This window comes from Pedococcus sp. P2_E5, assembly GCF_056403895.1.
The window spans coordinates 35,093-60,642 of sequence record NZ_JBFUEP010000046.1 but is presented as its reverse complement, the minus strand read 5'-3'; the positions used below and the strand labels follow the sequence as shown (position 1 = coordinate 60,642).

The following is a 25,550-nucleotide window of genomic DNA, read 5'->3' as shown; positions in this document are numbered from 1 at the left end:
CCTCGAGCCCGAGGCGCGGCCCACCCGCGACGACAAGCGCGCCGACTACGCCGACCGTCGGGCGGCCAAGACCGCTGCCCGCGCCGAGCTCGCTGCCGAGCGTCGGGCCGGCCACTGGGCCACTGCGAAGAACGAGGACACCGAGGAATGAGCGCGGCGGAATGAGCGCGGCTGACCGCCGGGGCGACGTGGCGCGCGCTCGGCGACTCGTGGTCAAGGTCGGGTCGTCGAGCCTGACCGACGTCGGGGGAGGGGAGCTCGACGAGCAGCGGCTCGTCGCTCTCGTCGACGTGCTCGCCAAGCGGCGCCTCGCCGGGCAGCAGGTCGTGCTGGTCTCCTCCGGCGCCATCGCCGCAGGGATCGCCCCGCTCGGGTTGACCAAGCGTCCGTGGGACCTCGCGACGCAGCAGGCGGCGGCCAGCGTGGGGCAGGGTGCCCTCGTCGCGGCATACCAGCGGGCCTTCGGTGTCCACGGGCTCACGGTCGGGCAGGTGCTCCTCACGGCCGACGACATGACCCGGCGGTCGCACTACACCAACGCCCGCCGCACCCTGGACCGGTTGCTCGAGCTCGGGATCGTGCCCATCGTCAACGAGAACGACACCGTGGCCACCCACGAGATCCGGTTCGGGGACAACGACCGGCTCGCCTCCCTGGTGGCGCACCTCGTGCACGCCGACGGTCTCGTCCTGCTCACCGACGTGGACGCGCTCTATGACGGGCCGCCCAGCCGCCCGGGGAGCCGACGCGTCCCCACCGTGGTCGGGGGTGCCGGCCTGGACGCGATCGCGATCGGTGGCACCGGTTCGAGCGTCGGCAGCGGCGGCATGGTCACCAAGGTCGAGGCGGCCTCCATCGCGAACGCGGCGGGGATCACGACCGTGCTCACCAGCGCGGCGCAGGTCGAGCAGGCGCTCGCCGGCGACGACGTCGGCACCGTGTTCGTCCCCACCGGCTCGCGTCGTACCTCCCGCAAGCTGTGGCTTGCCCACGCCACGACGCCGATGGGCCGGCTCCTGCTCGACCCCGGAGCCGTACGCGCGGTGACCGAGCGGCGCACCTCGCTGCTGCCCGCCGGGATCACCGGCGTGGAGGGCACCTTCTCCGACGGTGATCCCGTGGACCTGTGTGCTCCCGAGGGGCGCGTGGTCGGCCGGGGCCTGGTCAACTACAGCTCCGCGGAGCTGCCCGGCATGCTCGGCCGCTCGACGCGTGAGCTGGCCAAGGAGCTCGGGCCGGAGTACGAACGTGAGGTCGTGCACCGCGACGACCTCGTCATCCTGTAGGAGCGCCTGCGCCTGCTGCCCGGGTGTCAGCGGAGCTGGCTGACCTCGAACTGGAGCCGCGGCGAGGCGATGGTCTCCTGCGACTGCACCAGCTGGAGCTCGCGGTCACCGGAGTCGAGGGTGTTCTGGAGCAGGTCGAACACGCTGCTCGACGTCCGGGCCAGGGCCACCGCCGGGTCGCCCGTCGAGAGCAGGTGGGCGGTGAACAGGGCGGCCGTGACGTCGCCGGAACCGTTGGCCTTCATGGCCAGTCGCGGCGTCTGGACGATCCACGCGCCGTCGTCGGTGACGGCAACCATCTCGATGGTGTCGGCAGGGGCGTCGGGACGCTCGACGCTGGTGACCAGCACGGTCGACGGGCCCAGACCACGCGCGAGCTCGACGGAGGCCAGCGTCTCCTCGATGGTGCGCGGCTGCGTGCCCGTGAGGTAACCGAGCTCGAACTGGTTGGGCGTGATGAGGTCGGCAGCCGGCACGACGCGCTCGCGCAGCAGGACGGGGATCGCGGGGTGGACGAAGCAGCCACTCGTGGCGTTGCCCATCACGGGGTCGCAGGCGTAGATCGCGAGCGGGTTGGCCGCCTTGACCCGCGCCACGGCGTCGAGGATGACGTCACCGATGTCCTCACCGCCCTGGTATCCGGACAGCACCGCGTCGACCCCCGGGAAGGCGCCGCGCTCCTCGACCCCCCGCAGGACGGCGCGGACGTCCTCGGCGGGCAGCAAAGGGCCACGCCACTCGCCGTAGCCGGTGTGGTTCGAGAAGTGCACGGTGTGCACGGGCCAGACCTCGACGCCCAGCCGCTGGAGGGGGAAGACGGCCGCGCTGTTGCCGACGTGGCCGTACGCGACGGAGGACTGGATCGACAGGATGCTCACCTCAGCATTCAACCAGTGCCCCGGTTGCTGGACGGGCAGCTGGCTCGGGGGCCACGCGGCATACCCTTGGGCCATGGCTGAGATCGACCACGCCGCCGTCGAGCAGGTGGCCACCGCGGCCCGCGCCGCTCGCGCGGCCTCCCGCAGGCTGGCGCTGCTCTCGCGGGCGGACAAGGATGCCGCGCTGCACGCGCTCGCGGACGCCCTCGACGCCGCGACGGACACGATCGTGGCCGCCAACGCCGAGGACCTCGAGCGTGGCCGCGGTTCCGGTATGCCGCAGGGCTTGCTGGACCGCCTGGCTCTCGACCCGCAGCGGGTCGCCGCCGTGGCCCAGGCGCTGCGTGACGTTGCCGCCCTGCCTGACCCGGTGGGGGAGGTGGTCCGGGGCTCGACCCTGGCCAACGGCCTGCAGATCCGCCAGGTGCGCGTGCCGATGGGCGTCGTGGGCATGGTCTACGAGGCGCGCCCCAACGTGACCGTCGACGCCGCGGGGCTGGGCCTGAAGTCGGGCAACGCCGTCATCCTCCGGGGTGGTTCGGCCGCCGAGTCCACGAACCGGGCGCTGGTCGACGTGATGCGGGCGGGCCTCGAGGCGCAGGGACTGCCGGCCGACGCCATCACCCTGCTCGAGGGTGGGCGGGACGCCGTGCGGGCGCTGCTCACGGCCCGGGGACTGGTCGACCTGATCATCCCGCGCGGTGGTGCCGGCCTCATCCAGACCGTCGTGATGGAGTCGACGGTGCCCGTGATCGAGACCGGGGTGGGCATCGTCCACGTCTACGTCGACGCTGCCGCCGACCTCGCCAAGGCCCTGGCCATCACCGTCAACGCCAAGACCCACCGACCGAGCGTCTGCAACGCGGCCGAGTCGCTGCTGGTGCACCAGGCGGTCGCGGCGGACTTCCTGCCCAAGGTGCTGGCCGAGCTCTCGGGTGCCGGTGTGGTCCTGCACACCGACGACGCGTCGGGCGCGGCTGCCGATGCCGCAGGGGTGGCCCACCAGGCCGCGACCGAGGAGGACTACGGCACCGAGTACCTCGCGCTGGAGATGAGCGTCCGCGTGGTGCCAGACCTGGATGCCGCCATGGAGCACATCCGGACCTACGGCTCGGGGCACACCGAGGCGATCGTGACCGAGGACCGCGCGGCCGCCCGACGGTTCACCAGCGAGGTCGACGCCGCTGCCGTCATGGTGAACGCCTCGACCCGGTTCACCGACGGGGGAGAGTTCGGTTTCGGCGCGGAGATCGGGATCTCCACCCAGAAGCTGCACGCCCGGGGGCCGATGGCCCTGCCGGAGCTCACCACGACCAAGTGGATCGTCGAGGGCGACGGACAGGTGCGCGCCTGAACGCTGCGCCGGTGAAGGCTAGGACCGGCGGGACACCGATGGTGCCGGCTGGCCCGCGGGCATGAAGGGCTGGTCCGCAGGGGTGACGGGGCCGGTCAGCGAGTCGTAGGCGACGAAGTAGGCCGGCCGGGCATGGAGCTGGGCGTACATCCGGGCGACGTACTCGCCGAGGATGCCCACACACAGGAGCTGCACGGCCCCCACCCCGGCGACGGCGACGACGGTGGAGGTCCAACCCGGCAGCGTGTGGCCGAGGGCGCGGGCGACCAGGGCGTAGCCGAGCAAGGCGAACGACCCGACCCCGCCGAGCAGCCCGAGCCAGGTGGCGGCGCGCAGGGGAGCGGTCGAGAAGCCGGTCACGCTGTCGATGGAGAGGCGAATCATCGTGGAGAGCGGGTACTTCGACCGGCCGGCTGCACGCTCGTCGCGACGGTAGGTCACCGAAGCCGAGGGGAAGCCGAGCGTGGGTACGACGAAGCGCAGCACCCGGCCGTGCTCGGGCAGCGAGTTGACCGCATCGACCGTGGCCCGGGACATGAGCCGGTAGTCGCCGGCATCGACCTGGGCGTGGGTGCCGGAGAGGAGGCGGATCAGGCGGTAGAAGACCCGGGCGCTGATCCGCTTGAACATCGGGTCGGCGGAGCGGTCGGACCGCACGCCGTAGACGACGTCGACCCGCCGGGCGCGTACCTGCGCCAGCATCGCGGGGATGACCTCCGGCGGATCCTGGAGGTCGGCGTCCAGGGTGATCACGTTGTCGCCCCGGGCGCTCGCGAGCCCCGCGGAGATGGCCGCCTGGTGGCCCGCGTTGGCGCGCAGCCGGATGATCCGCAGCTGGGGCCAGTCGCGGCTCAGGCGCAGCAGCACCGCGGGGGACAGGTCGTCGCTCCCGTCGTCGACCATGACGACCTCGTACACCGTGCCGAGCCCGTCGGCGACGGGGCGGAGGCGGGCGGCGAGCAGGGGCAGGACGTCCTCTTCGTTGTACACGGGGACGACGATGCTCAGCTCGGGGGTCATGAGGACAAGGCTACGTGTCTCGGGGTCCACGTCCGAGCGAGTGGCGGCACCCCGCACGGGTCCCCCACGGCTGCCCGGGAAAGGGTGAGGGCCCCTCGAAGTATGAGTTCGAGGGGCCCTCGGTGGAGTTCCTCCCGGCCGCTGGCAGAACCGGCTGCTGGGTGGATCTCCGGGTGCGAGGTCCGGCGCCACCGAGGTGACCCCTTGCTCGCGGTGCGAGGTCCGGCGCCACCGAGGTGACCCCTTGCTCGCGGTGTGGGTCCCCAGTCCACCGAAGCGGCCTGGTTTCCCACGGTGCGGGTGCTGCCGTCACCGAGGTGACGACCCTCCCCACGGGGTGGTGCAGCTCCTTGGTCGGCGAACCGGCCACGACGCTGCCCCTGTCGACCGCCCACGTCCTCCGGCGAACCGGACGTTGTGGCCACTGCGACGATGGCGCCCTGCCTGCTCCGGCGAACCGGTGCAACCACGGCGATGCGATCTGGTCAACGGGCCCGGCATTCCTCCGCGGCGTCGCCCGCGGACCTGTCAGCCCGAAGGCCTCGAGGACCTCGTCCGAGCGAACCCGGTCGAGGCGGTCGTCCGTTATCCGGTTGACCTGTGCTCCTGTCTCACGGCCGTCCCGGGTCTCCCCGTTTCGACCCTCCGACCGGAGCGCGTGAGAGATTTCTAATGGCCCCATCCATTGTGCCGCAATAGGTTTCGCGAAACTTTTTTCGTCCACCGGTTTCCCACACCGTTGTCCACACCCGGCCGTGCTCGCCACGGATGTTGTGCACACCCCTGTGCACAACATCCGTGGACAGATCGCTGTCACATCCCTGACAGATCCGCCGAGAGGGACGCCTGGCGAGGCGGGGCGGCGATGGTCACGGCCCGGGCCCCGGTGGCGGGTACGCTGAGGCCCATGTCGTTGTCTCTGTCGCCTGTGTCCCTGCCGAACCTGGTCGTCGTCGCCGAGGAGCACACTCGCGAGCTGCCGATGTCTCCCTATGCGTTCGGGGTCATCGCGTTCGTCTCGTTCCTCGCCCTCCTGGCCGTCCTGTGGGCCTTCCGCGGCACCGCCCAGAAGCACGCTCTCGGCCACGCCTCGCACGGCAGCGGCCAGCAGCACGACAGCCACGGCGCGCACACCGACCACCAGGGCAGCCACCACTGACCATGCGCCTCGGAGTGATGGGCGGGACGTTCGACCCGATCCATCACGGCCACCTGGTGGCCGCCTCCGAAGTCCAGACCCGGTTCGGGCTCGATGAGGTCGTCTTCGTACCCACGGGCCAGCCCTGGCAGAAGGACGAGCGCGAGGTCAGCGCGCCGGAGCACCGCTACCTCATGACGGTGGTGGCGACGGCCTCCAACCCCCGCTTCACGGTGAGCCGGGTCGACATCGACCGCCCCGGCCCCACCTACACGATCGACACCCTGCGCGACCTGCACCGCGAACGGCCCGATGCCGAGCTGTTCTTCATCACCGGCGCCGACGCGCTGGCCCAGATCCTGTCCTGGAAGGACGCCGACGAGCTGTTCGACCTCGCCCACTTCGTCGGTGTCACCCGGCCGGGCTACGTCCTGTCGGAGTCCGGCCTCCCCGCCGACCGGGTCACCTTGCAAGAGGTGCCCGCGATGGCGATCAGCTCCACCGACTGTCGAGCGCGCGTCGAGCGCGCCGAACCCGTCTGGTACCTCGTGCCCGACGGCGTCGTCCAGTACGTCAACAAATACCGCCTGTATGCCGCCGGCACACCCGCCGGCGCACCGGCACGAACGTAGGAGAGCAGTGCCCGCCACCGAACGATCCCTTGACCTGGCCATGACGGCCGCCAAAGCTGCCGACGACAAGCTGGCCACCACCGTGGCCGGCATCGACGTCAGCGAACAGCTCGCCCTGACCGACGTGTTCGTCATCGTCTCGGCGAGCACCGACCGACAGGTCGGCGCCATCGTCGACGAGGTCGAGGACCAGCTCCGCGAGAAGGGCGCCAAGCCGATCCGCCGCGAGGGCGAGCGGGACGGCCGCTGGGTGCTCCTGGACTTCGGCGACATCGTCGTCCACGTCCAGCACGACGAGGAGCGCGAGTTCTACGAGCTCGAGCGGCTCTGGAAGGACTGCCCCGAGATCGACCTCGGCGTGCCCAAGCGCCGGGACGCATGAGCGGCGAGGCCTCGGCCTCGACCGCCCCGACGACCTCTGGTCGGCGCCGCATCATCGTGCTGCGGCACGGCCAGACCGACGACAACGCGCGGGGCGTGTGGCAGGGACAGGTCGACAGCGACCTGTCCTCGCTCGGCCACCAACAGGCACGGGCAGCGGCCGGCGCGCTCGCGGCATACGCGCCCTCGGTGGTGGTGGCCTCCGACCTGAAACGGGCGGCGGAGACCGGCGCGGAGGTCGCGCAGGCGTGTGGCCTGCCGATCAGCTATGACGCGCGGTGGCGTGAGATCCACGTGGGTCAGTGGGCGGGGATGACCAGTGAACAGGTGAGCAGCGAGTTCCCGGAGGAGCGGCTGCGACACCTGCGTGGCGAGGACTTCGTGCGCGGGGTCGACGGGGAGTCGCTCTCGGATGTGGCGCAGCGGGTGCGCGCCGCGCTGGACGACCTGCTCGACGGGCTGCCGGCGGGGGAGACGGCCGTGGTGGCGACGCACGGGGTGACCGGCCGCGTGGTCATCGCCGAGCTGGTCGACCTCGATCGGCTGACCGCCTGGCGAGTCCTGGGCGGTTTCGGAAACTGTCACTGGGCCGAGGTCGTCGAGGCCGAGAACGGCTGGCGGATCCAGGCCTGGAACGCATCGGCCTGAGGTCTGCACGCCAGCGCCGTCCCGATTTGGAGATTGGGTGGGGGTACTGGGTAAACTTCCGCAGTCCCCCTCGGGGGATGTCCCACTCGGGAGACCGGGGCTGTGGCGCAGTTGGTAGCGCACTTCCATGGCATGGAAGGGGTCAGGGGTTCGAATCCCCTCAGCTCCACAATTACGGAACGGCGCCTGATCTGCGGAATCGCAGGTCAGGCGCCGTTTTCGTTTTGCCGCCGCCAGTCACGAGTGTGCGTTGCGTCAGAGCGCCTTCCTGATGCGGCGGGCGCGGTGCCGCAGCGACTGGGATCGAGCAGCCTCCCGGTGGCCAGCGGACTAGGTTGGTCCTGTCACGGCAGGTTTGGTAGCCATCGCGGACGATGCCCGCGGGCGTCTGCGGTCTGTGACCCCGGCCACCGGGTCAGGCGCCCGGCACCCCCGCGTGGCTCGGCAGAGGAGGCACGGATGCCGGTGAGACTCAACCACACGATCGTCTACTGCAGCGACCAGCGAGCCTCGGCCTCGTTCCTGTCCGAGGTCCTGGGGCTTGCGGCCCCGACGCGGTTTGGGCCGTTCTCCGTGGTCGAGGTGGCCAACGACGTCTCCTTGGACTTCCTCGAGGAAGGCCCGGTGCACCCCCAGCACTACGCGTTCCTGGTTGACGAGGACGAGTTCGACGAGATCCACCGACGAATCCTCGACCGAGGGATCGCGTACTGGGCCGACCCTGAACGGACCCGAGCACAGCAACTGAACACCAAAGACGGCGGCCGCGGACTGTACTGGTTGGACCCGGACGGTCATGTCCTGGAGATCCTCACCGTGCCCTACGGCGGCTGGCCGGTGCCGGCAGGCCCATAACTGCGTGCAGCCGGCTCGCTACCTCACGCGAACGTCACTTCTCCCTTCGGCGGGCGCCAGAGCCTCGCCAGCGGCCGGGCCAGGGGAGAGGTCCAAACGGCTGCTTGACCAACTGCTTGCGGCCCGTTGGCGGCGGTCGGTGGCGGGGGACTACCCGGCGGGGGTGACGCGGGTGAAGCGGAACCGCAGCTCGGGACGCTTGAGGTCTCCGTCATCGACGACGATGCACGATTCTCGCAGCGCGAACGTGCCGTCGAAGGTGACCGTCTCGCCGACGTCGAGGCCGGTGATGCTGCTGTACACCGGGTCGGCCGGCTCGATGGTCGTGGTTCCGCTCAGGTCGGTGAAGCGGCTGCTGGCGGTGCCTAGCTTGACGTGGTTGCCGATGTCCAGGGTCAGGGTGCGGTGGCCGATCGTGGTGCCGACCTCGGTGACCCTGCCGACCCAGCCGGTCACGTCGCCGGACGGGCCGAGCATGGTGCAGATCTCGTCGTCGCGCTCTGCTTCCAGGGCCTTGGCTCGCACCTCGTTGTCGGTGACCAGGCGCTGCGCTGTCGTCAGGGACCGCATCACGTTCTGCTGGCTGGTCGGCATCGAGCGGGTGCTTGGCCCGGCGTCCTTGGCGAGGCCGATCGCGAGGGCCGTGATGACGAGGGCGGCCGCGGTCACGGACAGTGCCCAGGCGACGATGGTTCCGGTGTGCGACGTGCGACCGGCGGGGCCACCCGCCCGGTAGGCCCCGGCGGTACCGGTAGGGGCAGGGGACTGGTGGCGGGTCCACGCGGTTCCGTCCCAGTAGCGCAGCATGCCGGGCTGGTCCGGGTCGGGGTACCAGCCGGCCGGGGTGGGGCCTTGGGCCATCGAACGTCTCCTGGGAACGGGCGCGGGGAAGCGTCGCGCCCACGCAGTGTCACTCACCGCTGTCATTGCGCATGGTCGAATCGGGACAAGACTCCGGTGGCCACGCTCCCCGCGTTGTCCTTCTTCGGTTTCTGGATGTGTGGGGGGATTCGGGAGGTCTGCCGGTGCGCTCGTAGGGTGGCTGCGCCCCACCGTTCGCACAGAGAGACGACATGGACGCTTCTGACCGCTTGGTCATGCCTGCCCGGGTGCCGAGCCCCGCCACCCGCACGGAGTCCACCAGGCCCGGCGCCAGGTGGCTGCTCGAGCACCGCGTGCAACCAGTGGGGCCCGAGTCGGGGGAGGAGCACGCGAAGCCGCACGCGTGGTGGAAGGTGATGACCCTGACCGGGGTCGACTACTTCTCCACCCTGGCGTACCTGCCCGGCATCGCGGCGCTGGCCGCCGGGGCGTTGTCACCGTTGGCGACGTTGCTCATCGTGCTGCTGACCCTGCTGGGGATGCTGCCGATGTACTCCCGCATCGCGCGCGAGAGCCCGCACGGGCAGGGGTCCGTGGCCATGCTGGAGGACCTGCTGCCGTTCTGGCGGGGCAAGGTGTTCGTGCTGGTCCTGCTCGGGTTCGTGGCCACGTCGTGGATCATCACCATCACCCTGTCCGCGGCCGACGCGTCGGTGCACGTGCTGGAGTCCCCGTTCTTCCCCGACGCCCTGCACGGGCACGCGGTGGCCATCACGGTGTTCCTGCTGCTGGTCCTCGGCGGGGTGTTCCTGCTCGGGTTCAGCGAAGCCGTCAGCGTCGCGATCCCGCTCGTGGCCGTGTTCCTGGCCCTGAACGCGGTCGTCGTCGTCAAGGGCCTGGTCGAGGTCTTCACCACTGACGGCGCGCTGTCCGCGTGGACGTCGGCACTGTCGGACGGGGGCGGTCTGGGGGGCGCCATCGGGCCTGCCGTCATCGCGTTCCCGCTGCTGGTGCTGGGTCTGTCCGGGTTCGAGACCGGGGTGTCGATGATGCCGCTGGTCGCCGCGGAGGGTGAGAACGCCAAGGAGAAGCTGGCCTCCCGGATCCGCAACACCCGCAAGCTGCTGGCCGGGGCGGCGCTCATCATGTCCGTGTACCTGCTGTCCACGAGCTTCGTCACCACCGTGCTCATCCCGGCGGAGGCGTTCAAGGAGGGCGGGGAGGCCAACGGCCGCGCCCTGGCCTTCCTTGCGCACGACATGTTCGGCGACGGGTTCGGCACCGTCTACGACATCAGCACGATCCTCATCCTGTGGTTCGCGGGTGCCTCCGCGATGGCCGGCCTGATCAACATCGTGCCCCGCTACCTGCCCGCCTACGGCATGGCCCCCGAGTGGGGCCGGGCCGTCCGCCCGGTCGTGCTGGTCTACACGGTGATCTGCATCATCATCACCATCGCGTTCGGCGCCGACGTCAACGCCCAGGCCGGCGCCTACGCCACCGGCATCCTCGCGATGATGGTCTCCGGGGCGGTCGCCGTGACCATCTCCGCATACCGGCACAGGCAGAAGGTCGCCGCCGCCGGGTTCGCCGTCCTGACCCTCATCCTGCTGTACGCCCTGGTGGAGAACATCCGCGAGAAGCCGGACGGCATCGCGATCTCGGGCTTGTTCATCCTCGGCATCGTCGTGGTCTCGCTCATCTCGCGCATCAGCCGGACCACGGAGCTGCGGGTCGAGCACATCGAGTTCGACGATGACGCCCGGCGCTTCATCGAGGAGTCGGTGGCGCACGACGGGCTGCTGAACATCATCGCCAACAAGCGCCAGGCCGGCGACGAGGCCGAGTACGTGGCCAAGGAGGCCGAACAGCGGTCCATGAACCCGGTCCCCGGCCGCTCGGACGTGCTGTTCCTCGAGGTCGACATCGACGACCCCTCCGACTTCAGCGACGTCCTGCGCGTTCGCGGCGTCGAGGTGGCTGGGTACCGCATCCTGCGGGTGGCCAGCCCCGCTGCACCGAACGCGATCGCCGCGGTCCTGCTCGCGCTTCGGGATGCGACCGGACTGCACCCGCACTGCCACTTCGAGTGGGCCGAGGGCTCTCCGGTGGCGCACCTGCTGCGCTACCTGCTCCTCGGCCGCGGCGACACCCCACCCGTCGTCCGCGAGATCATCCGCAAGGTCGAACCGGACCCGGCCCAGCGGCCCAGCATCCACGTCAGCTGACGCGCAGGGTTGCCTGAACCGGGTGTCCTTGATCTCTGGTCATCAGGGTGGTGTGGGGTCACGATGGGGTCATGGCAGCGCAGGCGGCAGTTGAGCGGGAGCAGGCAGAGCGCCCGTCCTGCTGGTGCTGCGGGAACGCGTTCGACGAGCACGACCTGACCCGGCTCGGGACGCACCCCGAGGTCGGGGTCTGCGCAGGCTGCGCCCACTGGCTGAACCGGCGTGCGCGCTCCGCCGCTGACAGCGGACACCGGACGCCCGGCGTCATGGTGCGACGCGCCCTCGGCGTGGTTCGCGGTCGGGTGATGCGGGCGGGTGCGCAGGACTGGCCGGTGGTCGGGTCGTTGCTGCGCCGCCTCGACCGGCACCTGCCCTGATGGGTCGACACTCAGGATGACCGCCCGGGAGGGTGCTGGGGTCGTGGACCGGGGTGCCATCGTGGCCGACCTGACCGCCTGCCGGGACGACCTGCACCAGCTGCTCGCGACTGCGGCCTCGACCCCGGCCCGGCTGCGGGCGCGGACCAACGGGACCAGGTGGAGCAATGAGCAGCTGCTGTTCCACATGGTGTTCGGGTTCCTCGTCGTGCGGCGGCTGCTGCCCTTGGTGCGCCTGATGTCGGTGCTGCCACCGTGGGTCGGGCGCGGGTTCGCCCGGCTGCTGGATGCAGGACGGGTGCCGTTCCACTGGGTCAACTACGCCGGTTCGTGCGGTGGGGCGCTCGTGTTCAACCACTCCCGGATGGGGTGGTTGTGCGACCGCATCATCGACAGCCTGGTCGCCAGCCTCGACCGGGAGCCGGAGCAGCGGCTGGGTCGGGGGATGCCGTTCCCGACCAGCTGGGACCCCTACTTCGAGACCACCATGTCGTTGGCCGACGTGTTCGCCTACCCGGTGCTGCACTACAGGCACCACCGCGCCCAGCTCACCCTGTCCACGACCTGAGAGGGCAGTGCGGCGCCGCCCCTGGACGTGGTCACTCAGGGGTTGAGCCGGGACCAGAGGGCGGCGGCCTGGGCTCGACTGTGCGCACCGACGCGCTCCCGTGCCGTCGCCACGCGTTTGCGGACCCCCCGTTCGGTGATGCCGAGGCGGTGGGCGATGCGCCGATCGGTCCAGCCCTGCGCGACCAGGGCCAGGACTTCGGCCTCCCGGTCGGTGAAGGTCATCGTCGGCGGCAGCATCGTCTGGAGCCGGCGGGCGGCGCTCTCGAGCTGGTGACGGAAGACCAGCGCGCCCGCCAAGGGCTGACGGACCAGGTCGAGGCGGCGCATGTCGTCGTCGCTGAAGTCGTGGCGGCTGCGATGGAGGCCGAGGAACACCAGCGTGGTCGGGGTCGCCAGCAGGGTGAGGGCAGCGGGGAAGCGCCCGCCGCAGAAGCCGTGCATCGCCTCGTACGCCTCGGAGTCCCAGAACGGCCCCATGGCCGTGAGGTCGCTGACCCGGTGCGTCTCTCGCTCCGGAATGCCCTGGCTGAACGACGGGTGCTGCGACACCGCAGCCTTGGCGCGCTCCAGGTAGGTCGCGTCCACTGGGTCGTGCCCTGCCACGTCGACCGAGACGCGGTCAGCCCCGTCCGCCCCCACCGTCCACGTCGTCAGACCCACTCCGGCGTCGGCCCGCAGCTGACGGTGCACGCCCTCTGCGACAAGGCCGCCGTACGGCTGGCCGATGACAGCCAGGTGGGCAGCTTCAACACTGAGCCGCACCAGCTCCTGATCCCCCACAGCCGCCCCCGCAATGACGCGCCAAAGTTCCGCTTTTGACACTACTCGCGCCCCTGCCGCCCGTGGAACCCTTCGTGGTGCGGCGACTCACGAGCAGTGGGGGGCCGGCTGGGTCGGGTGAGGTGGTCGCCGCCGGCAGGGCAACAGGGGATGCCTGGGCTGCGGCTACGACGGGAACGCCACCCCACGATGAACGACCGGGCGCGCTCGGCGTCCGGTCGTTCATCCCTCGTCGGCGGCGGTGGGCACAGGGAACGGGGCGCTGCGACGTAGCATGCGGACGTGGCGATCGCCTTCGAGTACGACAACAGCAGTGGGTCACGGTGAGGGCCGAGGGGGTGGACCTCGACGGCTACCTCACCAAGGTCGGGGTGCGGGTCGAGACGCCCGACCTGGCGGGGCTGCAGGCCCTGCACGAGGCGCACGTGCGCACCTTCACGTTCGACAACATCGACGTCCTGCTGGAGCAGCACCGCGGTGTGGAGCTGCCCGACGTCCAGGCCAAGTTCGTCGGACGTGGTCGAGGCGGCTACTGCTTCGAGCACGCCACCCTTTTCGGCGGAGTCCTCGCCGCCCTGGGCTACGACGTGCAGCGCCGCCTCGCACGGGTCGGCGACGTGACCGCGTCCGCCCGGACCCACTGCGTGCTCGTGATCCAGGTCGAGGGCACCTCCTGGCTCGCCGACCCGGGGTTCGGCCTGAGCCTGCTGCACCCGATCCGCCTCGAGGACGGCGCCCAGGACGACCACGGGGGCTGGGCCTACCGCCTCCAGCGTCGCGAGACGAGGGGAGGTGGCCCGACGTGGGAGCTGCAACGCCGGCGTGACGGTGCCTGGGAGCTCATGCACACCACCGACGAGCTGCCGGTCCAGCAGGTCGACCTCCGGGCGGGGCACCACTTCACCAGCACCTATCCGACGTCGCACTTCCGACATGGGCTCATCCTCACCAGGCACCTGTCCGACCGGCACGTGACCGTCACCCACGAGGCGATGACGGTCCGCCGACCCGGCCAGCCCACGGAGCACCACGACCTGGCCGAGGGCGAGCTGCGGACCCTGCTGCGCGACCTGTCCGTCGGGCTGACCGACGACGAGACAGCGCGGCTCCTGACCCGCGTGGCGGAACTGCGCGCATCCACGTAGCCGCCGCGGGTGGAAGGGCAGGTGGATGCAGGCGGTGGCGATGACTGGAATATACCCATGGGGGGTATGGTTGGCGACATCATGACGCACCCCCACCACACCCATGACGACACCCATGACCTGCCCGCCTCGCTGTGGCAGCAGGCCATCAGCGCCACGCTCCACTGCCTCACCGGCTGCGCCATCGGCGAGGTGCTGGGGATGGTGATCGGCTCCACGCTCGGCTGGAGCAACGTCGCCACCGTCGCCCTGTCGGTCGCCCTGGCGTTCGTCTTCGGCTACTCGCTGGCTCTGCGGCCCGTACTGGCGGCCGGACTGCCGCTCGCGACCGCCATCGGGGTCGCGTTCGCCTCTGACACCATCTCCATCTCGGTGATGGAGCTGGTCGACAACGCGTTCGTCCTCGCCATCCCCGGCGCGATGGAGGCCGGGCTCGCCAGCGCGCTGTTCTGGGGGACTCTGCTCGCCTCCCTGGTCATTGCCTTCGTCGTCACCGTGCCGGTGAACCGCTGGCTCATCGCCCGTGGGCGAGGTCACGCGGTGATGCACCAGTACCACCACTGAGCGTCTGCCACGCTGGGCCCATGCCCGGACTCGCGATGACCAGCCTGGCGGCCGTCGCGGTCGCGGCGCCCCTGGACTGGTGGTCCGTCGCGGTGCGTGGCCGCCGACGCGAGTGGGTCCTGAAGCCGCTCGTCCTGGCGTTGCTCATCGTGGCGGCGTGGTCGATGGGAGCCTCCGAGTCCACGGCGGGGTGGTGGCTCCTCGCGGCGCTCGGACTCAGCCTGGCCGGCGACGTCGCCCTCCTCTCCGAGAGCGACCCGCGATTCATCGTGGGGCTCGCCGGCTTCCTGGCAGCCCACCTGGCATTCGTGGTCGCCTTCGCGCACCTGGGTATGCCGCGTGCCGACCTCGGCCTCGTGGGCCTGGCCCTCGTCGTGGGCATGGTCGCGGTGGTGGGTCGCCGAGTGGTCCCGGCCGCGCGCGCCGAAGGGGGGACGGTGCTGGCAGGCGCCGTCGCGGCATACATGGGGGTCATCGGCGCAATGGTCGTCGCGGCCTGGGCGACGGGGCACCTGCTCGTGGCCCTGGGGGCCACGGTCTTCATGGTGAGCGACGCGGTCCTGGCGCTGGACCGGTTCGTCCGGGCCCGCCGGTTCGGGTCGCTGGCGGTGATGGTGACCTACCACCTCGGCCAGGTCCTCATCGTGCTCGGCGTCCTGCGATGACACAGTGGGCGGACCAGCATTCTCGAGCGAGAGGGAACCCGGGCCCGTGAGCACAGCGGATGCCGTCGTCATCGGGGCGGGACCGAACGGCCTGGTGGCCGCCATCGCGCTGGCTGACGCGGGGTGGGACGTCGTGCTCGTCGAAGCCAACGACGAGGTGGGTGGAGCGGTCCGCAGCGCGGAGGTGACGGCGCCCGGCTACGTCACCGACCTGTTCAGCGCGTTCTACCCGCTGGCGGCGGCGAGCCCGATCATCCGCGACCTGCACCTCGACGAGCACGGCCTGGTCTGGCGCCGCGCACCGCACGTGCTCGCCCATGCCCTCGACGACGGCACCGCAGCCCTCCTCTGCTCACGCGCCGAGGACACCGCCGCCGGCCTCGAGGCGGAGGCCGCCGGCGACGGGGAGGCCTGGCTGGAGCTCGTGCGCGGCTGGGACCGGATTCGCGATCCGTTGCTGGACGCCCTCTTCACGCCCTTTCCTCCGGTGGCCTCGGCCACCCGCATGCTGCGCAAGCTCGGCGTGGCCGACACGCTCGACTTCGCGCGCCTTGCAGTGACTCCCAGTCGTCGGCTCGGGCAGGAGAGGTTCTCAGGGCAGGGAGCCGGGTTGCTGCTCACCGGCAACGCCCTGCACAGCGACCTGGCTCCGGACGCCGCGGGGAGCGGGATGTTCGGCTGGCTGCTGTGCATGCTCGGCCAGGATGTCGGCTTTCCCGTGCCCCGGGGTGGGGCCGGCGAGCTCGCGCAGGCGCTGCGTCGTCGCGCCGAGAGCGGGGGAGTGCGCGTGCTGACCGGCACTCCGGTCAGCGCCGTGACCACCGCTGGTGGCCGCGCCACGGGTGTCCGGCTCGCCGACGGCACGCTCCTGCGGGCCGGCCGCGCGGTCCTCGCCGACGTGGCGGCCACCACTCTCTACCGTGACCTGCTGGCCGACCATCCGCTCCCGGCACGGCTCCAGCGAGACCTGGGCAGGTTCCAGTGGGACCACGCCACCGTCAAGGTGAACTGGGCGCTCGACCGGCCGGTGCCGTGGACGGCCGAGGCCGCAAGGGGTGCAGGCACCGTGCACCTCGGCGTCGACAACGACGGGTTCGTCGACTTCGCCGCAGACCTGACGGTGGGGCGCACGCCCGAGCGGCCGTTCCTCCTCTTCGGGCAGATGACCACCTCGGATGCCACGCGCTCCCCGGAGGGCACGGAGTCGGCCTGGGCCTACACCCACGTCCCGCAGGGCGCGGACTGGTCAGGTCAGCGCCTGGCCGACCACGTCGAGCGGATCGAGGCTGCGGTCGAGCGCGTGGCACCCGGGTTCCGCGAGAGCCAGGTGGCGCGACACGTGCAGGGGCCGGGCGACCTCCAGGCGCAGAACCAGAACCTGGTCGGCGGCGCCATCAACGCAGGGACCGCGGGACTGCACCAGCAGCTCGTGTTCCGTCCCACCCCGGGTCTGGGGCGCCCCGAGACGCCGGTGCCGGGGCTCTACCTCGCCGGCGCCTCCGCGCACCCCGGGGGCGGAGTCCACGGCGCCTGCGGCTGGAACGCGGCTCGTGCAGCCCTGGGGGCGAATGCGCGCCTGACCGGTGGGCTGCGCCGCGCCCTCAGCCGGACCGCGTGGGACCGGCTGCTCAGGTCGTAGCGACCCGCTGACGACGACAGTCAGGCTCGGCTCTCGGGTGGCAGGCCCTCGGGTGGCAGGCCCTCGCGGTGGCTCGCGTTGATCTGCGCCGCCAGCGCGGCGATCTTGGTGTTGGTGCGGGTGGAGGCGGCGCGCAGAAGGTGGAAGGCCTCCTCGTCGCTCACCGAGTGGGCGGCCATGAGCAGTCCGACGGCCTTCCCGATCTCGCGGTTGCTCTCGAGGCCGTGCCGGAGGTTCTCGGCGGTGGCTCTGTTCTCGGTGGCCGCGAGGGCGACGGAGGTGAAGGCGGCGAGCACGGCGCCCACGTCGGCGGCCTCGTCGGTCAACGCCCCGGGGGTGTCCGAGAACACGTTGAACGCAGCCCGGGCACCGAGGCCTTCCAGCAGCTGGTAGCCCACCATTCCCCGGACCGGGGTGCGGGCCAGCGTCAGCTCGGCGAGTCGAGGCCACTTGGTCGCGTTGGTGATGTCGGCATCGTGCTGGACCGAGTCCTCCAGGATGCTGTCGAGGCAGGGGCCCTCGCCCGCCTCGGACTCGAGCCGGTCCATCAGACTCGCGACGTCGTCCGTGGAGGCCTGGGTCTGGAGCTGCTGGTTCCTGTCGAGCGTCGAGATGCAGGCGTGGTCGGCTCCGGGGATGACGTCGACGGCAGCCCGGCAGATCGCGTCGAGGATGTCACTCGACCCGGTTCCTGCGTAGACGAGCTTGGCGAGGGAGGCAAACGCCTCGGTCGCCTCGCGTGGAATGGGCGTCGGCATGACGCCAGTATCACCCGCTGTTGGATCACAGGGCCACGTCGTCCGTCACGAGGTACTCGATCGGTTTGCACACCCCACCGTTGGACTTCTCGGCGGAGCACGCGGTCAGGCCGAGGTGGAGGTCCATCTCCGCCCGGACGGAGAACCGGTCGCCCGCGACCGAGGTCGGGGGGTCGATGTGCAGCTCCCCGCCGGGCTCGGGCCACACGTTCATGAAGATGTTGAGGGTCGTCCCGATCTGGTCGGGCTGGATCCCGAAGGGGGCGAGGCCGGAGCTGAGGTTCTCCAGGCAGCTGGGGTGGTAGGCCCCGTCGAACTCGGGATACAGCAGGTCGAAGGTGTCCTGGCTGCAGGGGGTCAGCAGGAAGTCATGGCGCCCGCAGGTGTCCTCGACGATCGTCATCATCGGGGTGCTGCGGTTGCTGTAGAGCACATGACGGGTCGTGAGGTAGATCGTGTTGGCGTAGTCGATGGTGCGACCGCTCGAGAGCTTCTCGTCGTGGTCGTGGGCGCTGAAGCAGAACAGGTCGCTCACCTGTCCGCCCTCAGGGTCGATGACGGTCAGCACCTGCCCTGCCAGGAGGAGGAACCCCGTCCCGGTCTGCGGTGGCAGGGTGGTGCTCACGGCGTCTCCTCGTCGTCGTCGAAATTGGCCGGCGCCACCCAGGTCGGGGGTACTGCCCGACCGGAGTACTGCCGGGCCTCAGAGCTGCGTCCATGGTCGGCGACCATCGGATTCAGGGTCCCCTGCAGCTCCCGGTCGCGGCGTCTGATGGTGTCACGCATGCGGTCGAAGCGGTCCGACCCCCGGAGCTCCTCGAACTGCTCGTGCAGATTGAAGACCAGAGTGGGCAGGGGAGTTCGGCGGGCGATCCGGGAGGACTGAGGGTGCAGGCCGACGACGAAGAACGCGGTCCCACCGACACTGAAGGCAAAGTGCGGGTTGTCCGGGTCGTCAGACACACGTGGGTCCCAGGGCTGGTGGTCGGCCTCGTGCAGCAGCTCCAGCTGCTCCCACAGCAGCTTCTCGAACTCGGCTTCGCCCGCGACCTCGGTCGCGCGGAAGACGGCGACCAGAGAGGCAAAGCCGGCCGCCCGATCCGTCTCCCGACCGAAGGTCGTCAGGGCGCTGAGCAGGCGTCGGGTGCTGACGCTCGTGCCCAGCTCCTCGAGCACGACGACGGTGGCTCGGTCGCGGTTGAACACCGATCGAGCCCCCAAGCAGGGGTAGTCCGGGTGGAGCACCATTGCCTCCAGCCCCTCCGTGATCTCGTCGGAGGGGCTGGTGGCGTCGTGGGCGCCGGCCAGGTCGTCCAGGAGCGCAGGCAGCTCCCGTTCGTCATCGAGGGGTTGGGCCACGCTCAGGAGACGACCGCGTCGACGGCCTTCTTGAGGGCGCTCGGCTGGGCAGGGGAGCGGGGTGCACGCTTCTTCGCTTCGAGAAGTTTGTCGCCGAGCTCGCGAAGCTGCGTCCGGCTGAGGCCCTCACGCACCTTGGGGAACCAGTCCTGCTCCTCTTCCTCCATGTGGTGGCGGACGTTCTCCATCAGCACAGTCGTCTTGGCCTCGAATCGCTCGTCGCCAGGCTTCAGCGCGGCGAGCTCCATCACGAGGACGTCGGCCACGTGGTGCTCCTCGTAGGACTCCAGGATGTCGTCCTCGAGGTCGGGCAGCATCCGGCGCACCTCTGGGTACATGACCTCGTTCTCGATGTACGTGTGAACGGTGAGGAGCTCGATGACCTTCTTCACGATCGTGCCCTTGCGGGGCTTCGTGGTGCTCGGCTTCTCGAACTCGCGGAAGAGGGCGCGGACCTCTTTGTGGTCCGCGCGGAGGATGACGATGGCGTCGTTGGACACTGGTGCTCCTGACGATGGGAAGCCCGGCGTAGGTCGATCACGTCCCGGCCCAGTGACTCTACCCACGGGCTGACCTGCGCAAACCTTGGTGCGGGCCTCGGGCACGGACGCTCGCGCCATGAACTCGATTGATTCCACGGGACAGGTTTGAACCCTGTCGCAACGGGCACAGCAGACGATGACGGAGGTGGTCACCCATGACCCACAGTTCACACCTACAGCCCGACGGGACGATCTTTCCACCCGTGACGCCGGACCCGCCGAACCCACCCGGGTACGAAGAGCCGGTGCTCCTCGACAGCGACGCACTCCTTGACGACGAAGAGCTCAACGACAGCGAGGTGGGCAGCGACACGGAGGCGGCCGGACCGGCCGGCGCAGGGGGGACCCCCAAGGAACCGCCGGACTGATCCAGGGGTCGCGGGGTGTCAGGCCTGCGGGTGTGTCAGGCGCGGGTGTCAGGCTCGCGCGTGCTGCTCGGCCCCGCGCTCGAGCACCAGGAGGTCGGCGAGCGACGCAGCCACGCCGATGAGCGCCAGCCCCATCACGCCCTTGGCGAGCAGCCCGACCTCGGCGTACCCGCGACCGAAACCCGAGGACGTGAAGTACGTCAGGAAGAGCGCCATCCCGCTGGTCGCCATGATGATCCCCGGGACGCGCGGGTGGACGCCGCAGCGAGCGATCGACACTCCGAGCAGGAAGAGGCCCAGGCACACCGATGCGGGCGAGGAGACCAGGCCCTCGAGGACGGCGGCCACGCCGGCCCACCCGATCCACGCGCCGGGCGCCAGCCCCTGGGCCAGCTGGTAGCCGAGCACCGCGGTGCCGAGCAGCAGGACCGTCGAGATGTCCAGGAGGGGGCCGACCAGCGGCGGCAGGGACACCTCACGCGCGCGCACGAACCAGTAGGCGAAGAACAGGAGCCCGCCGACCAGCCCCATGTACGGCGTCGTCCGCCGCACCAGCGCCACCACCCGGTCCGTCGTCCGCATGGCCCAAACGTACGACCCCCACCTCGTCCTGTCATCGTCAGATCTACGTAGCCGAAGGTGACGACTGCGCCCGCCGCCGACCGGGAGGGGACCTGCCCGCGCCGGAGCACGCTGCGGTAGCCTTTCCCCATGGCACGGTCGCTGCTTCTTCCTGAGCCGCGTYGACGGTCCGGACCACCCGGTCCACGTCACCGCGGCCAACCCCTCCTGCGTGAGGGGTTCTTCTGTGTAATGGCTCAGTTGTGTAATGGCTCAGTTGTTTGAGGGCCCAGTTGTTTGAGGGCCCAGTGGTGCAGGGCCCAGCGACCAGCAGACGTGAGGATGAGATGAGCGAGACGCCGTACCGCTACACCGCCGACCTGGCCCAGACGATCGAGCTGGCCTGGCAGGACCGCTGGCAGGAGGAGGGCACCTTCCACGCGCCCAACCCCGCAGGTCCCTGGGCCGAGCCCGACAAGGTCGCCGGTCGCGAGAAGCTGCTCGTCCTCGACATGTTCCCCTACCCCAGCGGCGCGGGCCTGCACGTCGGGCACCCCTTGGGCTACATCGCGACCGACGTCTTCGCGCGCTACCACCGGATGACCGGCAAGAACGTCCTGCACTGCCTGGGCTACGACGCGTTCGGCCTGCCCGCGGAGCAGTTCGCCGTGCAGACCGGTCAGCACCCACGCAAGACGACCGAGGAGAACATGGTCGTCATGAAGCGCCAGCTGCGCCGGCTGGGGCTCGGCCACGACGACCGCCGCACCATCGCGACGATCGACCCCGGCTACTACAAGTGGACGCAGTGGATCTTCACCCAGATCTACAACTCCTGGTACGACCCCGAAGCCGTGCGCCCCGACGGTGGGAAGGGTCGCGCCCGGCCGATCTCCGAGCTCGTCGCCGAGTTCGAGCAGGAGGGTGGCAGCCGTTGGGCCATGAACCACGAGGGCCACTCGTGGGCCGAGATGGACGAGGCCGAGCGGGCCGCGATCCTCGACATGTTCCGCCTCGCCTACACCTCCGAGGCGCCGGTCAACTGGGCTCCCGGCCTGGGAACCGTGCTGTCCAACGAGGAGGTCACCAACGACGGGCGCTCCGAGCGCGGCAACTACCCCGTCTTCAAGACAAACCTGCGCCAGTGGATGATGCGGATCACGGCGTATGCCGACCGGCTGGCTGACGACCTCGACCGCGTCGACTGGCCGGACAAGGTCAAGGCCATGCAGCGCAACTGGATCGGTCGCAGCCAAGGTGCGCGGGTCGCCTTCCCGGTCGTCGGCCAGGACGCGTCGATCGAGGTCTTCACGACCCGACCGGACACGTTGTTCGGTGCCACCTTCATGGTGTTGGCACCGGAGCACCCTCTGGTCGACTCCGTGGTGCCGCAGGGCGACTGGGCGCCAGACACCAGTCCGGTGTGGACCGGAGGCGAGGCGTCGCCGTCAGCTGCCGTCGCGGCATACCGGCTGGCGGCGTCGCGCAAGAGCGACGTGGAGCGCCAGACCGAGGGGAAGGACAAGACCGGCGTCTTCACCGGTGCATTCGCGACGAATCCCGTGACCGGACAACGGATTCCGGTGTTCATCGCCGACTACGTCCTGATGGGCTACGGCACCGGCGCGATCATGGCAGTGCCCGGCCAGGACCAGCGCGACTGGGACTTCGCCGGGCAGTTCGGGCTGCCCCGGGTGCGCACCGTGCAGCCGTCGGAGGGCCACCCGGAGGACGAGCCGTTCACGGGTGAGGGGCCTGCGATCAACTCCTCCAACGACGAGGTGTCGCTGGACGGCATGGGTGTCGCCGAAGCCAAGAGCACGATCATCGAGTGGTTGGCGCACAAGGGTTTCGGCCAGCCCACGGTCAACTACAAGCTGCGCGACTGGCTGTTCAGCCGGCAGCGCTACTGGGGTGAGCCGTTCCCGATCGTGTTCGACGAGGATGGTGTCAGCCACGCCGTGCCGGACTCCATGCTGCCGGTGGAGCTGCCGGACGTCCCGGACTACTCGCCCAAGACGTTCGAGCCCGAGGACGCCAGCAGCCAGCCCGAACCGCCTCTCGGCAGGGTCGAGGACTGGGTCAACGTCGAGCTGGACCTGGGTGACGGCCGCGGCCTGCGCAAGTTCCGGCGGGAGACCAACACGATGCCCAACTGGGCTGGATCCTGTTGGTACTACTTGCGATACCTCGATCCCGCGAACGACGAGGCCTTCGTCGACCCCGAGAACGAGGCCTACTGGATGGGCCCGAGGGAGACCGCCGTCGTGGGTTCGCCCGAGGGGGTTGTCGACCCGGGCGGGGTGGACCTCTACATCGGTGGCGTCGAGCACGCCGTGCTCCACCTGCTCTATGCGCGCTTCTGGCACAAGGTGCTCCACGACCTGGGTCACGTGAGCAGTGACGAGCCGTTCCGCAAGTACTTCTCGCAGGGTTACATCCAGGCGCCTGCCTACCGCGACGACCGAGGCCAGCCCGTCGAGGCGTCCGAGGTCGTCGAGGTGCCTGACCACGCGAGTGGCGAGACGTCCTACACGTGGCAGGGCCAACCCGTCACGCGGGAGTTCGGCAAGATCGGCAAGTCGCTCAAGAACGTCGTCAGCCCCGACGTGATGTTCGAGCAGTACGGCGCCGACACCCTGCGGGTCTACGAGATGTCGATGGGTCCGCTGGAGCTCAGCAAGCCGTGGGAGACGCGCGCCGTCGTCGGCGCTCAGCGGTTCCTGCAGCGCTTGTGGCGCAACGTGATCGACGAGGAGACCGGCGCCGTGCGGGTGGCCGACGTGCCGCTGGACGACGCGACGGCCAGGGCCCTGCACCGGACGATCGACGCGGTGTCCAAGGACTTCCCGACACTGGGGTTCAACACGGCCATCGCGCGGCTCATCGAGCTGAACAACGCGCTGACCAAGCTGGACGCGGTGCCACGCGAGGCGGCCGAGAAGCTGGTCGTCATGGTGGCGCCGCTCGCCCCGCACATCGCGGAGGAGCTGTGGCAGCGCCTGGGGCACGCCGAGTCGATCACCTTCGAGCCGTTCCCGGTGGCCGACCCGGCCCTGCTCGTCGAGGACACCGTCACCTGCGTGGTGCAGATCAAGGGCAAGGTCCGCGACCGCCTCGACGTGCCCGCCGACATCAGTGAGGACGCCCTGCGCGAGCAGGTGCTGGCCCTGCCGAAGGTCCTCGCCGCGACCGAGGCCGGCATCCGCACGGTGATCGTGCGAGCCCCCAAGCTCGTCAACGTCGTCCCGATGTGAGCTTGCGCCGCACCGGTGGCCCGCACCGATAGCCTGCGCACGTGAGCATCGCGATCGTCACCGACTCCACGGCATACCTGCCCGGGGCGGAGCTCGCCGCGCACTCGATCCAGGTGGTGCCGCTGCACGTCATCGTCGGCGGCACCGAGTTCAGCGAGGGCGTGGACATCACGACCGCGGAGGTGGCGGCGGCTCTGCGCGCCTTCAAGCCCGTGTCCACGTCGCGGCCGTCTCCGCAGTCCTTCCTCGACGCCTACGAGAAGGCTGCCGCCGGCGGGGCAGACGGGATCGTCTCGGTGCACATCTCGGCCGACATGTCCTCGACGATCGAGTCCGCGCACCTCGCCGCACAGCAGTCGCCGGTGCCCGTGACGGTGGTGGACTCGCGGTCGCTCGGCATGGCGATGGGGTATGCCGTGCTGTCGGCGGCGGAGCTCGCCGAGCGGGGCGGGTCGTTGGAAGACGTTGCAGCACAGGCGCGTTCGCGAGCCGAAGCATCGACCGTGGTGTTCTACGTCGACACGCTCGAGCACCTGCGACGGGGTGGCCGGATCGGTTCGGCCTCCGCGTTCCTGGGCTCGGCGCTGGCGATCAAGCCGATCCTCGGGCTCGTCGACGGAAGCATCCGGCCGCTGGAGAAGGTGCGCACCTCGTCGCGCGCCCTCGCTCGCCTCGAGGAGCTTGCCGTGTCGGCCGCGGCATCCGCCGAGCAGGCCGGGTTGCTCGTCGACATCGCGGTGCACCACCTCGACTCCCAGAGCCGGGCGGACGACCTCGCCGGACGCCTGCGTCAGCGGGTGGCCGACGTCGCGGCTGCAGCCGACGGGGGAGAGGCCGGCCAGGGCGCGGTCCAGGTCGTCGAGCTGGGCGCCGTCGTCGGCGCCCACGTCGGCCCCGGCACCATCGCCGTCGCCGTGTCGCCCCGGCCGAGCCCATGACCGCAGTGGCGGACGTGTCGACGGGGGAGTTGCTGGAGGTCGTGGCGGCCTCCGTGGCCGCGTTCGTCGTCGGGGCCGTGAACCCTGCGACGATCCTGGCCAGGATCCTCGGCAAGGACCTGCGCCACACAGGTTCGGGCAACCCCGGGGCAACCAACGCCGGACGTGTCCTGGGGACCCGGTGGGGGGTGGTCGTCGGCGTCCTCGACGTGCTCAAGGGTCTGCTGCCGGTCCTGGTCGCCCAACACTTCCTCGGGCCGGTCACCGGGCTGTGGGTCGGCCTCGCCGTCGTGCTGGGCCACATCTGGTCGCCGTTCCTCCGCGGCCAGGGAGGCAAGGGTGTGGCCACCTCGCTGGGGGCGATCCTTGCGGTGCAGCCGTGGTTCGGGGTGGGGATGCTCGTCGTCTTCGGCCTGCTGGTCTGGCGGATGCGTTGGGTGGCGGGGGCCTCCGTGTCGGCCTGCCTGCTGCTGCTGGCGCTGGGCGTGCTGACCTGGCTCCGGTGGGTGCCGGTGGGCACGCGGGCGACCGGAGCCTGGTGCGTGGTCCTCGCACTGCTCGTCATCTACCGGCACCGGCGCAACATCGAGTTGTGGATCTCGGCGCGACGGGACGCTTCGTCCACAGGCTGAGCCGATTCGGGACGCTGTCCACAGGGCCGCCGCGATGTCGTGTCGCGCACGTGGTCGCCTTCCTAGCGTGCCCGTATGCCGTCTCGTCGCCGACCGTCGGAAACCTCAGCCCGCGCACGGGCCCTGTTGGAGGCCGCAGACCGTACGCGTGAG

At 70.4% G+C, this 25,550-nt stretch carries 27 protein-coding genes and 1 tRNA gene; 19 read left to right on the top strand and 9 right to left on the bottom strand.

Annotation, left to right across the window (positions count from 1 at the left end):
- The first annotated feature begins 161 nt into the window (after positions 1 to 161).
- Positions 162 to 1,286, top strand: coding sequence for a glutamate 5-kinase (gene proB / locus AC1DVZ_RS15545; protein WP_477619111.1), 1,125 nt, complete (start codon positions 162 to 164; stop codon positions 1,284 to 1,286).
- A gap of 26 nt (positions 1,287 to 1,312) precedes the next feature.
- Here the strand turns inward: proB and pdxY are convergent, their stop codons facing one another.
- Complete coding sequence (gene pdxY / locus AC1DVZ_RS15540) at positions 1,313 to 2,164, bottom strand: pyridoxal kinase PdxY (protein ID WP_477619110.1); 852 nt, start codon at positions 2,162 to 2,164, stop codon at positions 1,313 to 1,315.
- A gap of 73 nt (positions 2,165 to 2,237) precedes the next feature.
- Here pdxY and AC1DVZ_RS15535 point away from each other — a divergent pair, with 73 nt between their 5' ends.
- A complete protein-coding gene (locus tag AC1DVZ_RS15535; RefSeq protein ID WP_477619109.1) occupies positions 2,238 to 3,518 on the top strand; it encodes a glutamate-5-semialdehyde dehydrogenase in 1,281 nt (426 codons plus the stop codon).
- Between the two features lie 18 nt (positions 3,519 to 3,536).
- On the opposite strand, the gene AC1DVZ_RS15530 is transcribed toward AC1DVZ_RS15535, so the two are convergent.
- A complete protein-coding gene (locus tag AC1DVZ_RS15530; RefSeq protein WP_477619108.1) occupies positions 3,537 to 4,538 on the bottom strand; it encodes a glycosyltransferase family 2 protein in 1,002 nt (333 codons plus the stop codon).
- Positions 4,539 to 5,445: 907 nt separating this feature from the next.
- Here AC1DVZ_RS15530 and AC1DVZ_RS15525 point away from each other — a divergent pair.
- The 6 genes from AC1DVZ_RS15525 to AC1DVZ_RS15500 all read left to right on the top strand — a co-directional run bounded on the left by AC1DVZ_RS15525 (position 5,446) and on the right by AC1DVZ_RS15500 (position 8,192).
- Positions 5,446 to 5,697: a hypothetical protein gene (locus AC1DVZ_RS15525; protein WP_477619107.1), complete on the top strand. Its 252-nt coding sequence runs from the start codon at positions 5,446 to 5,448 to the stop codon at positions 5,695 to 5,697.
- 2 nt (positions 5,698 to 5,699) lie between these two features.
- Positions 5,700 to 6,308, top strand: coding sequence for a nicotinate-nucleotide adenylyltransferase (gene nadD / locus AC1DVZ_RS15520; RefSeq protein WP_477619106.1), 609 nt, complete (start codon positions 5,700 to 5,702; stop codon positions 6,306 to 6,308).
- A gap of 7 nt (positions 6,309 to 6,315) precedes the next feature.
- Positions 6,316 to 6,690, top strand: a complete 375-nt coding sequence (gene rsfS, locus AC1DVZ_RS15515; RefSeq protein WP_082592622.1) for a ribosome silencing factor — start codon at positions 6,316 to 6,318, stop codon at positions 6,688 to 6,690.
- Positions 6,687 to 7,337, top strand: a complete 651-nt coding sequence (locus AC1DVZ_RS15510) for a histidine phosphatase family protein (RefSeq protein WP_477619105.1) — start codon at positions 6,687 to 6,689, stop codon at positions 7,335 to 7,337. Before rsfS ends, AC1DVZ_RS15510 begins: the two co-directional genes overlap by 4 nt.
- A gap of 96 nt (positions 7,338 to 7,433) precedes the next feature.
- Positions 7,434 to 7,506: transfer RNA gene (locus AC1DVZ_RS15505), tRNA-Ala, on the top strand.
- Between the two features lie 290 nt (positions 7,507 to 7,796).
- Positions 7,797 to 8,192 (top strand): VOC family protein, encoded by a 396-nt coding sequence (locus AC1DVZ_RS15500; protein WP_477619104.1) that lies wholly within the window; start codon positions 7,797 to 7,799, stop codon positions 8,190 to 8,192.
- 150 nt (positions 8,193 to 8,342) lie between these two features.
- On the opposite strand, the gene AC1DVZ_RS15495 is transcribed toward AC1DVZ_RS15500, so the two are convergent.
- Positions 8,343 to 9,053 carry a DUF2510 domain-containing protein gene (locus tag AC1DVZ_RS15495; protein ID WP_477619103.1) on the bottom strand — a complete coding sequence of 237 codons (711 nt, stop codon included), beginning with the start codon at positions 9,051 to 9,053 and terminating at the stop codon, positions 8,343 to 8,345.
- A gap of 212 nt (positions 9,054 to 9,265) precedes the next feature.
- Between AC1DVZ_RS15495 and AC1DVZ_RS15490 the strand changes: the two genes are divergently transcribed.
- The 3 genes from AC1DVZ_RS15490 to AC1DVZ_RS15480 all read left to right on the top strand — a co-directional run bounded on the left by AC1DVZ_RS15490 (position 9,266) and on the right by AC1DVZ_RS15480 (position 12,187).
- On the top strand, positions 9,266 to 11,242 hold the full coding sequence (locus tag AC1DVZ_RS15490; RefSeq protein WP_477619102.1) for an APC family permease: 1,977 nt from the start codon (positions 9,266 to 9,268) through the stop codon (positions 11,240 to 11,242).
- Between the two features lie 71 nt (positions 11,243 to 11,313).
- Positions 11,314 to 11,619: a hypothetical protein gene (locus tag AC1DVZ_RS15485; RefSeq protein WP_477619101.1), complete on the top strand. Its 306-nt coding sequence runs from the start codon at positions 11,314 to 11,316 to the stop codon at positions 11,617 to 11,619.
- Between the two features lie 16 nt (positions 11,620 to 11,635).
- A complete protein-coding gene (locus AC1DVZ_RS15480) occupies positions 11,636 to 12,187 on the top strand; it encodes a DinB family protein (RefSeq protein WP_477619100.1) in 552 nt (183 codons plus the stop codon).
- A 35-nt stretch (positions 12,188 to 12,222) separates the two neighbouring features.
- On the opposite strand, the gene AC1DVZ_RS15475 is transcribed toward AC1DVZ_RS15480, so the two are convergent.
- Positions 12,223 to 12,969, bottom strand: a complete 747-nt coding sequence (locus tag AC1DVZ_RS15475) for a helix-turn-helix domain-containing protein (protein WP_477619099.1) — start codon at positions 12,967 to 12,969, stop codon at positions 12,223 to 12,225.
- 323 nt (positions 12,970 to 13,292) lie between these two features.
- Between AC1DVZ_RS15475 and AC1DVZ_RS15470 the strand changes: the two genes are divergently transcribed.
- The 4 genes from AC1DVZ_RS15470 to AC1DVZ_RS15455 all read left to right on the top strand — a co-directional run bounded on the left by AC1DVZ_RS15470 (position 13,293) and on the right by AC1DVZ_RS15455 (position 16,982).
- Positions 13,293 to 14,114: an arylamine N-acetyltransferase family protein gene (locus tag AC1DVZ_RS15470; RefSeq protein WP_477619098.1), complete on the top strand. Its 822-nt coding sequence runs from the start codon at positions 13,293 to 13,295 to the stop codon at positions 14,112 to 14,114.
- Between the two features lie 81 nt (positions 14,115 to 14,195).
- Complete coding sequence (locus AC1DVZ_RS15465; RefSeq protein WP_477619097.1) at positions 14,196 to 14,678, top strand: DUF4396 domain-containing protein; 483 nt, start codon at positions 14,196 to 14,198, stop codon at positions 14,676 to 14,678.
- 20 nt (positions 14,679 to 14,698) lie between these two features.
- The gene (locus tag AC1DVZ_RS15460; protein ID WP_477619096.1) at positions 14,699 to 15,343 is read left to right on the top strand and encodes a lysoplasmalogenase; all 645 of its coding nucleotides are present in this window, start codon (positions 14,699 to 14,701) and stop codon (positions 15,341 to 15,343) included.
- 46 nt (positions 15,344 to 15,389) lie between these two features.
- Positions 15,390 to 16,982 carry a phytoene desaturase family protein gene (locus tag AC1DVZ_RS15455; RefSeq protein WP_477619095.1) on the top strand — a complete coding sequence of 531 codons (1,593 nt, stop codon included), beginning with the start codon at positions 15,390 to 15,392 and terminating at the stop codon, positions 16,980 to 16,982.
- 20 nt (positions 16,983 to 17,002) lie between these two features.
- Here AC1DVZ_RS15455 and AC1DVZ_RS15450 read toward each other — a convergent pair whose 3' ends face one another.
- Genes AC1DVZ_RS15450 through AC1DVZ_RS15435 form a run of 4 tightly spaced genes read right to left on the bottom strand, consistent with a single transcriptional unit; the run spans position 17,003 to position 19,599 of the window.
- Positions 17,003 to 17,740, bottom strand: a complete 738-nt coding sequence (locus tag AC1DVZ_RS15450) for a GAF and ANTAR domain-containing protein (protein WP_477619094.1) — start codon at positions 17,738 to 17,740, stop codon at positions 17,003 to 17,005.
- A 25-nt stretch (positions 17,741 to 17,765) separates the two neighbouring features.
- Complete coding sequence (locus AC1DVZ_RS15445; protein ID WP_477619093.1) at positions 17,766 to 18,365, bottom strand: DUF1989 domain-containing protein; 600 nt, start codon at positions 18,363 to 18,365, stop codon at positions 17,766 to 17,768.
- Positions 18,362 to 19,099: a guanitoxin biosynthesis heme-dependent pre-guanitoxin N-hydroxylase GntA gene (gene gntA, locus AC1DVZ_RS15440; RefSeq protein ID WP_477619092.1), complete on the bottom strand. Its 738-nt coding sequence runs from the start codon at positions 19,097 to 19,099 to the stop codon at positions 18,362 to 18,364. The genes AC1DVZ_RS15445 and gntA overlap by 4 nt, the downstream gene beginning before the upstream one ends.
- Before the next feature lie 2 nt (positions 19,100 to 19,101).
- Positions 19,102 to 19,599: a hemerythrin domain-containing protein gene (locus AC1DVZ_RS15435; RefSeq protein ID WP_477619091.1), complete on the bottom strand. Its 498-nt coding sequence runs from the start codon at positions 19,597 to 19,599 to the stop codon at positions 19,102 to 19,104.
- A gap of 197 nt (positions 19,600 to 19,796) precedes the next feature.
- Here AC1DVZ_RS15435 and AC1DVZ_RS15430 point away from each other — a divergent pair, with 197 nt between their 5' ends.
- Positions 19,797 to 20,009 (top strand): hypothetical protein, encoded by a 213-nt coding sequence (locus tag AC1DVZ_RS15430; protein WP_477619090.1) that lies wholly within the window; start codon positions 19,797 to 19,799, stop codon positions 20,007 to 20,009.
- A 48-nt stretch (positions 20,010 to 20,057) separates the two neighbouring features.
- Here AC1DVZ_RS15430 and AC1DVZ_RS15425 read toward each other — a convergent pair whose 3' ends face one another.
- On the bottom strand, positions 20,058 to 20,591 hold the full coding sequence (locus AC1DVZ_RS15425; protein ID WP_477619089.1) for a hypothetical protein: 534 nt from the start codon (positions 20,589 to 20,591) through the stop codon (positions 20,058 to 20,060).
- A 326-nt stretch (positions 20,592 to 20,917) separates the two neighbouring features.
- Here AC1DVZ_RS15425 and leuS point away from each other — a divergent pair, with 326 nt between their 5' ends.
- The 3 genes from leuS to AC1DVZ_RS15410 are packed head-to-tail and all read left to right on the top strand — an operon-like array spanning position 20,918 to position 25,397.
- A complete protein-coding gene (leuS, locus tag AC1DVZ_RS15420; RefSeq protein ID WP_477619088.1) occupies positions 20,918 to 23,827 on the top strand; it encodes a leucine--tRNA ligase in 2,910 nt (969 codons plus the stop codon).
- A gap of 41 nt (positions 23,828 to 23,868) precedes the next feature.
- Positions 23,869 to 24,765: a DegV family protein gene (locus tag AC1DVZ_RS15415; RefSeq protein WP_477619087.1), complete on the top strand. Its 897-nt coding sequence runs from the start codon at positions 23,869 to 23,871 to the stop codon at positions 24,763 to 24,765.
- A complete protein-coding gene (locus tag AC1DVZ_RS15410; RefSeq protein ID WP_477619086.1) occupies positions 24,762 to 25,397 on the top strand; it encodes a glycerol-3-phosphate acyltransferase in 636 nt (211 codons plus the stop codon). Before AC1DVZ_RS15415 ends, AC1DVZ_RS15410 begins: the two co-directional genes overlap by 4 nt.
- Positions 25,398 to 25,550: the final 153 nt, after the last annotated feature.

Bases quoted from the DNA above. Each gene is read 5' to 3' on its own strand.
- AC1DVZ_RS15480 (WP_477619100.1), top strand. From the start codon at position 11,636: ATGACCGCCCGGGAGGGTGCTGGGGTCGTGGACCGGGGTGCCATCGTG.
- AC1DVZ_RS15460 (WP_477619096.1), top strand. From the start codon at position 14,699: ATGCCCGGACTCGCGATGACCAGCCTGGCGGCCGTCGCGGTCGCGGCG.
- AC1DVZ_RS15425 (WP_477619089.1), bottom strand. From the start codon at position 20,591: ATGCGGACGACGGACCGGGTGGTGGCGCTGGTGCGGCGGACGACGCCG.
- AC1DVZ_RS15510 (WP_477619105.1), top strand. From the start codon at position 6,687: ATGAGCGGCGAGGCCTCGGCCTCGACCGCCCCGACGACCTCTGGTCGG.
- leuS (WP_477619088.1), top strand. From the start codon at position 20,918: ATGAGCGAGACGCCGTACCGCTACACCGCCGACCTGGCCCAGACGATC.
- AC1DVZ_RS15410 (WP_477619086.1), top strand. From the start codon at position 24,762: ATGACCGCAGTGGCGGACGTGTCGACGGGGGAGTTGCTGGAGGTCGTG.
- AC1DVZ_RS15530 (WP_477619108.1), bottom strand. From the start codon at position 4,538: ATGACCCCCGAGCTGAGCATCGTCGTCCCCGTGTACAACGAAGAGGAC.
- nadD (WP_477619106.1), top strand. From the start codon at position 5,700: ATGCGCCTCGGAGTGATGGGCGGGACGTTCGACCCGATCCATCACGGC.
- AC1DVZ_RS15490 (WP_477619102.1), top strand. From the start codon at position 9,266: ATGGACGCTTCTGACCGCTTGGTCATGCCTGCCCGGGTGCCGAGCCCC.
- AC1DVZ_RS15450 (WP_477619094.1), bottom strand. From the start codon at position 17,740: ATGCCGACGCCCATTCCACGCGAGGCGACCGAGGCGTTTGCCTCCCTC.
- proB (WP_477619111.1), top strand. From the start codon at position 162: ATGAGCGCGGCTGACCGCCGGGGCGACGTGGCGCGCGCTCGGCGACTC.
- AC1DVZ_RS15535 (WP_477619109.1), top strand. From the start codon at position 2,238: ATGGCTGAGATCGACCACGCCGCCGTCGAGCAGGTGGCCACCGCGGCC.
- AC1DVZ_RS15500 (WP_477619104.1), top strand. From the start codon at position 7,797: ATGCCGGTGAGACTCAACCACACGATCGTCTACTGCAGCGACCAGCGA.
- AC1DVZ_RS15430 (WP_477619090.1), top strand. From the start codon at position 19,797: ATGACCCACAGTTCACACCTACAGCCCGACGGGACGATCTTTCCACCC.
- AC1DVZ_RS15465 (WP_477619097.1), top strand. From the start codon at position 14,196: ATGACGCACCCCCACCACACCCATGACGACACCCATGACCTGCCCGCC.
- AC1DVZ_RS15525 (WP_477619107.1), top strand. From the start codon at position 5,446: ATGTCGTTGTCTCTGTCGCCTGTGTCCCTGCCGAACCTGGTCGTCGTC.
- AC1DVZ_RS15485 (WP_477619101.1), top strand. From the start codon at position 11,314: ATGGCAGCGCAGGCGGCAGTTGAGCGGGAGCAGGCAGAGCGCCCGTCC.
- AC1DVZ_RS15495 (WP_477619103.1), bottom strand. From the start codon at position 9,053: ATGGCCCAAGGCCCCACCCCGGCCGGCTGGTACCCCGACCCGGACCAG.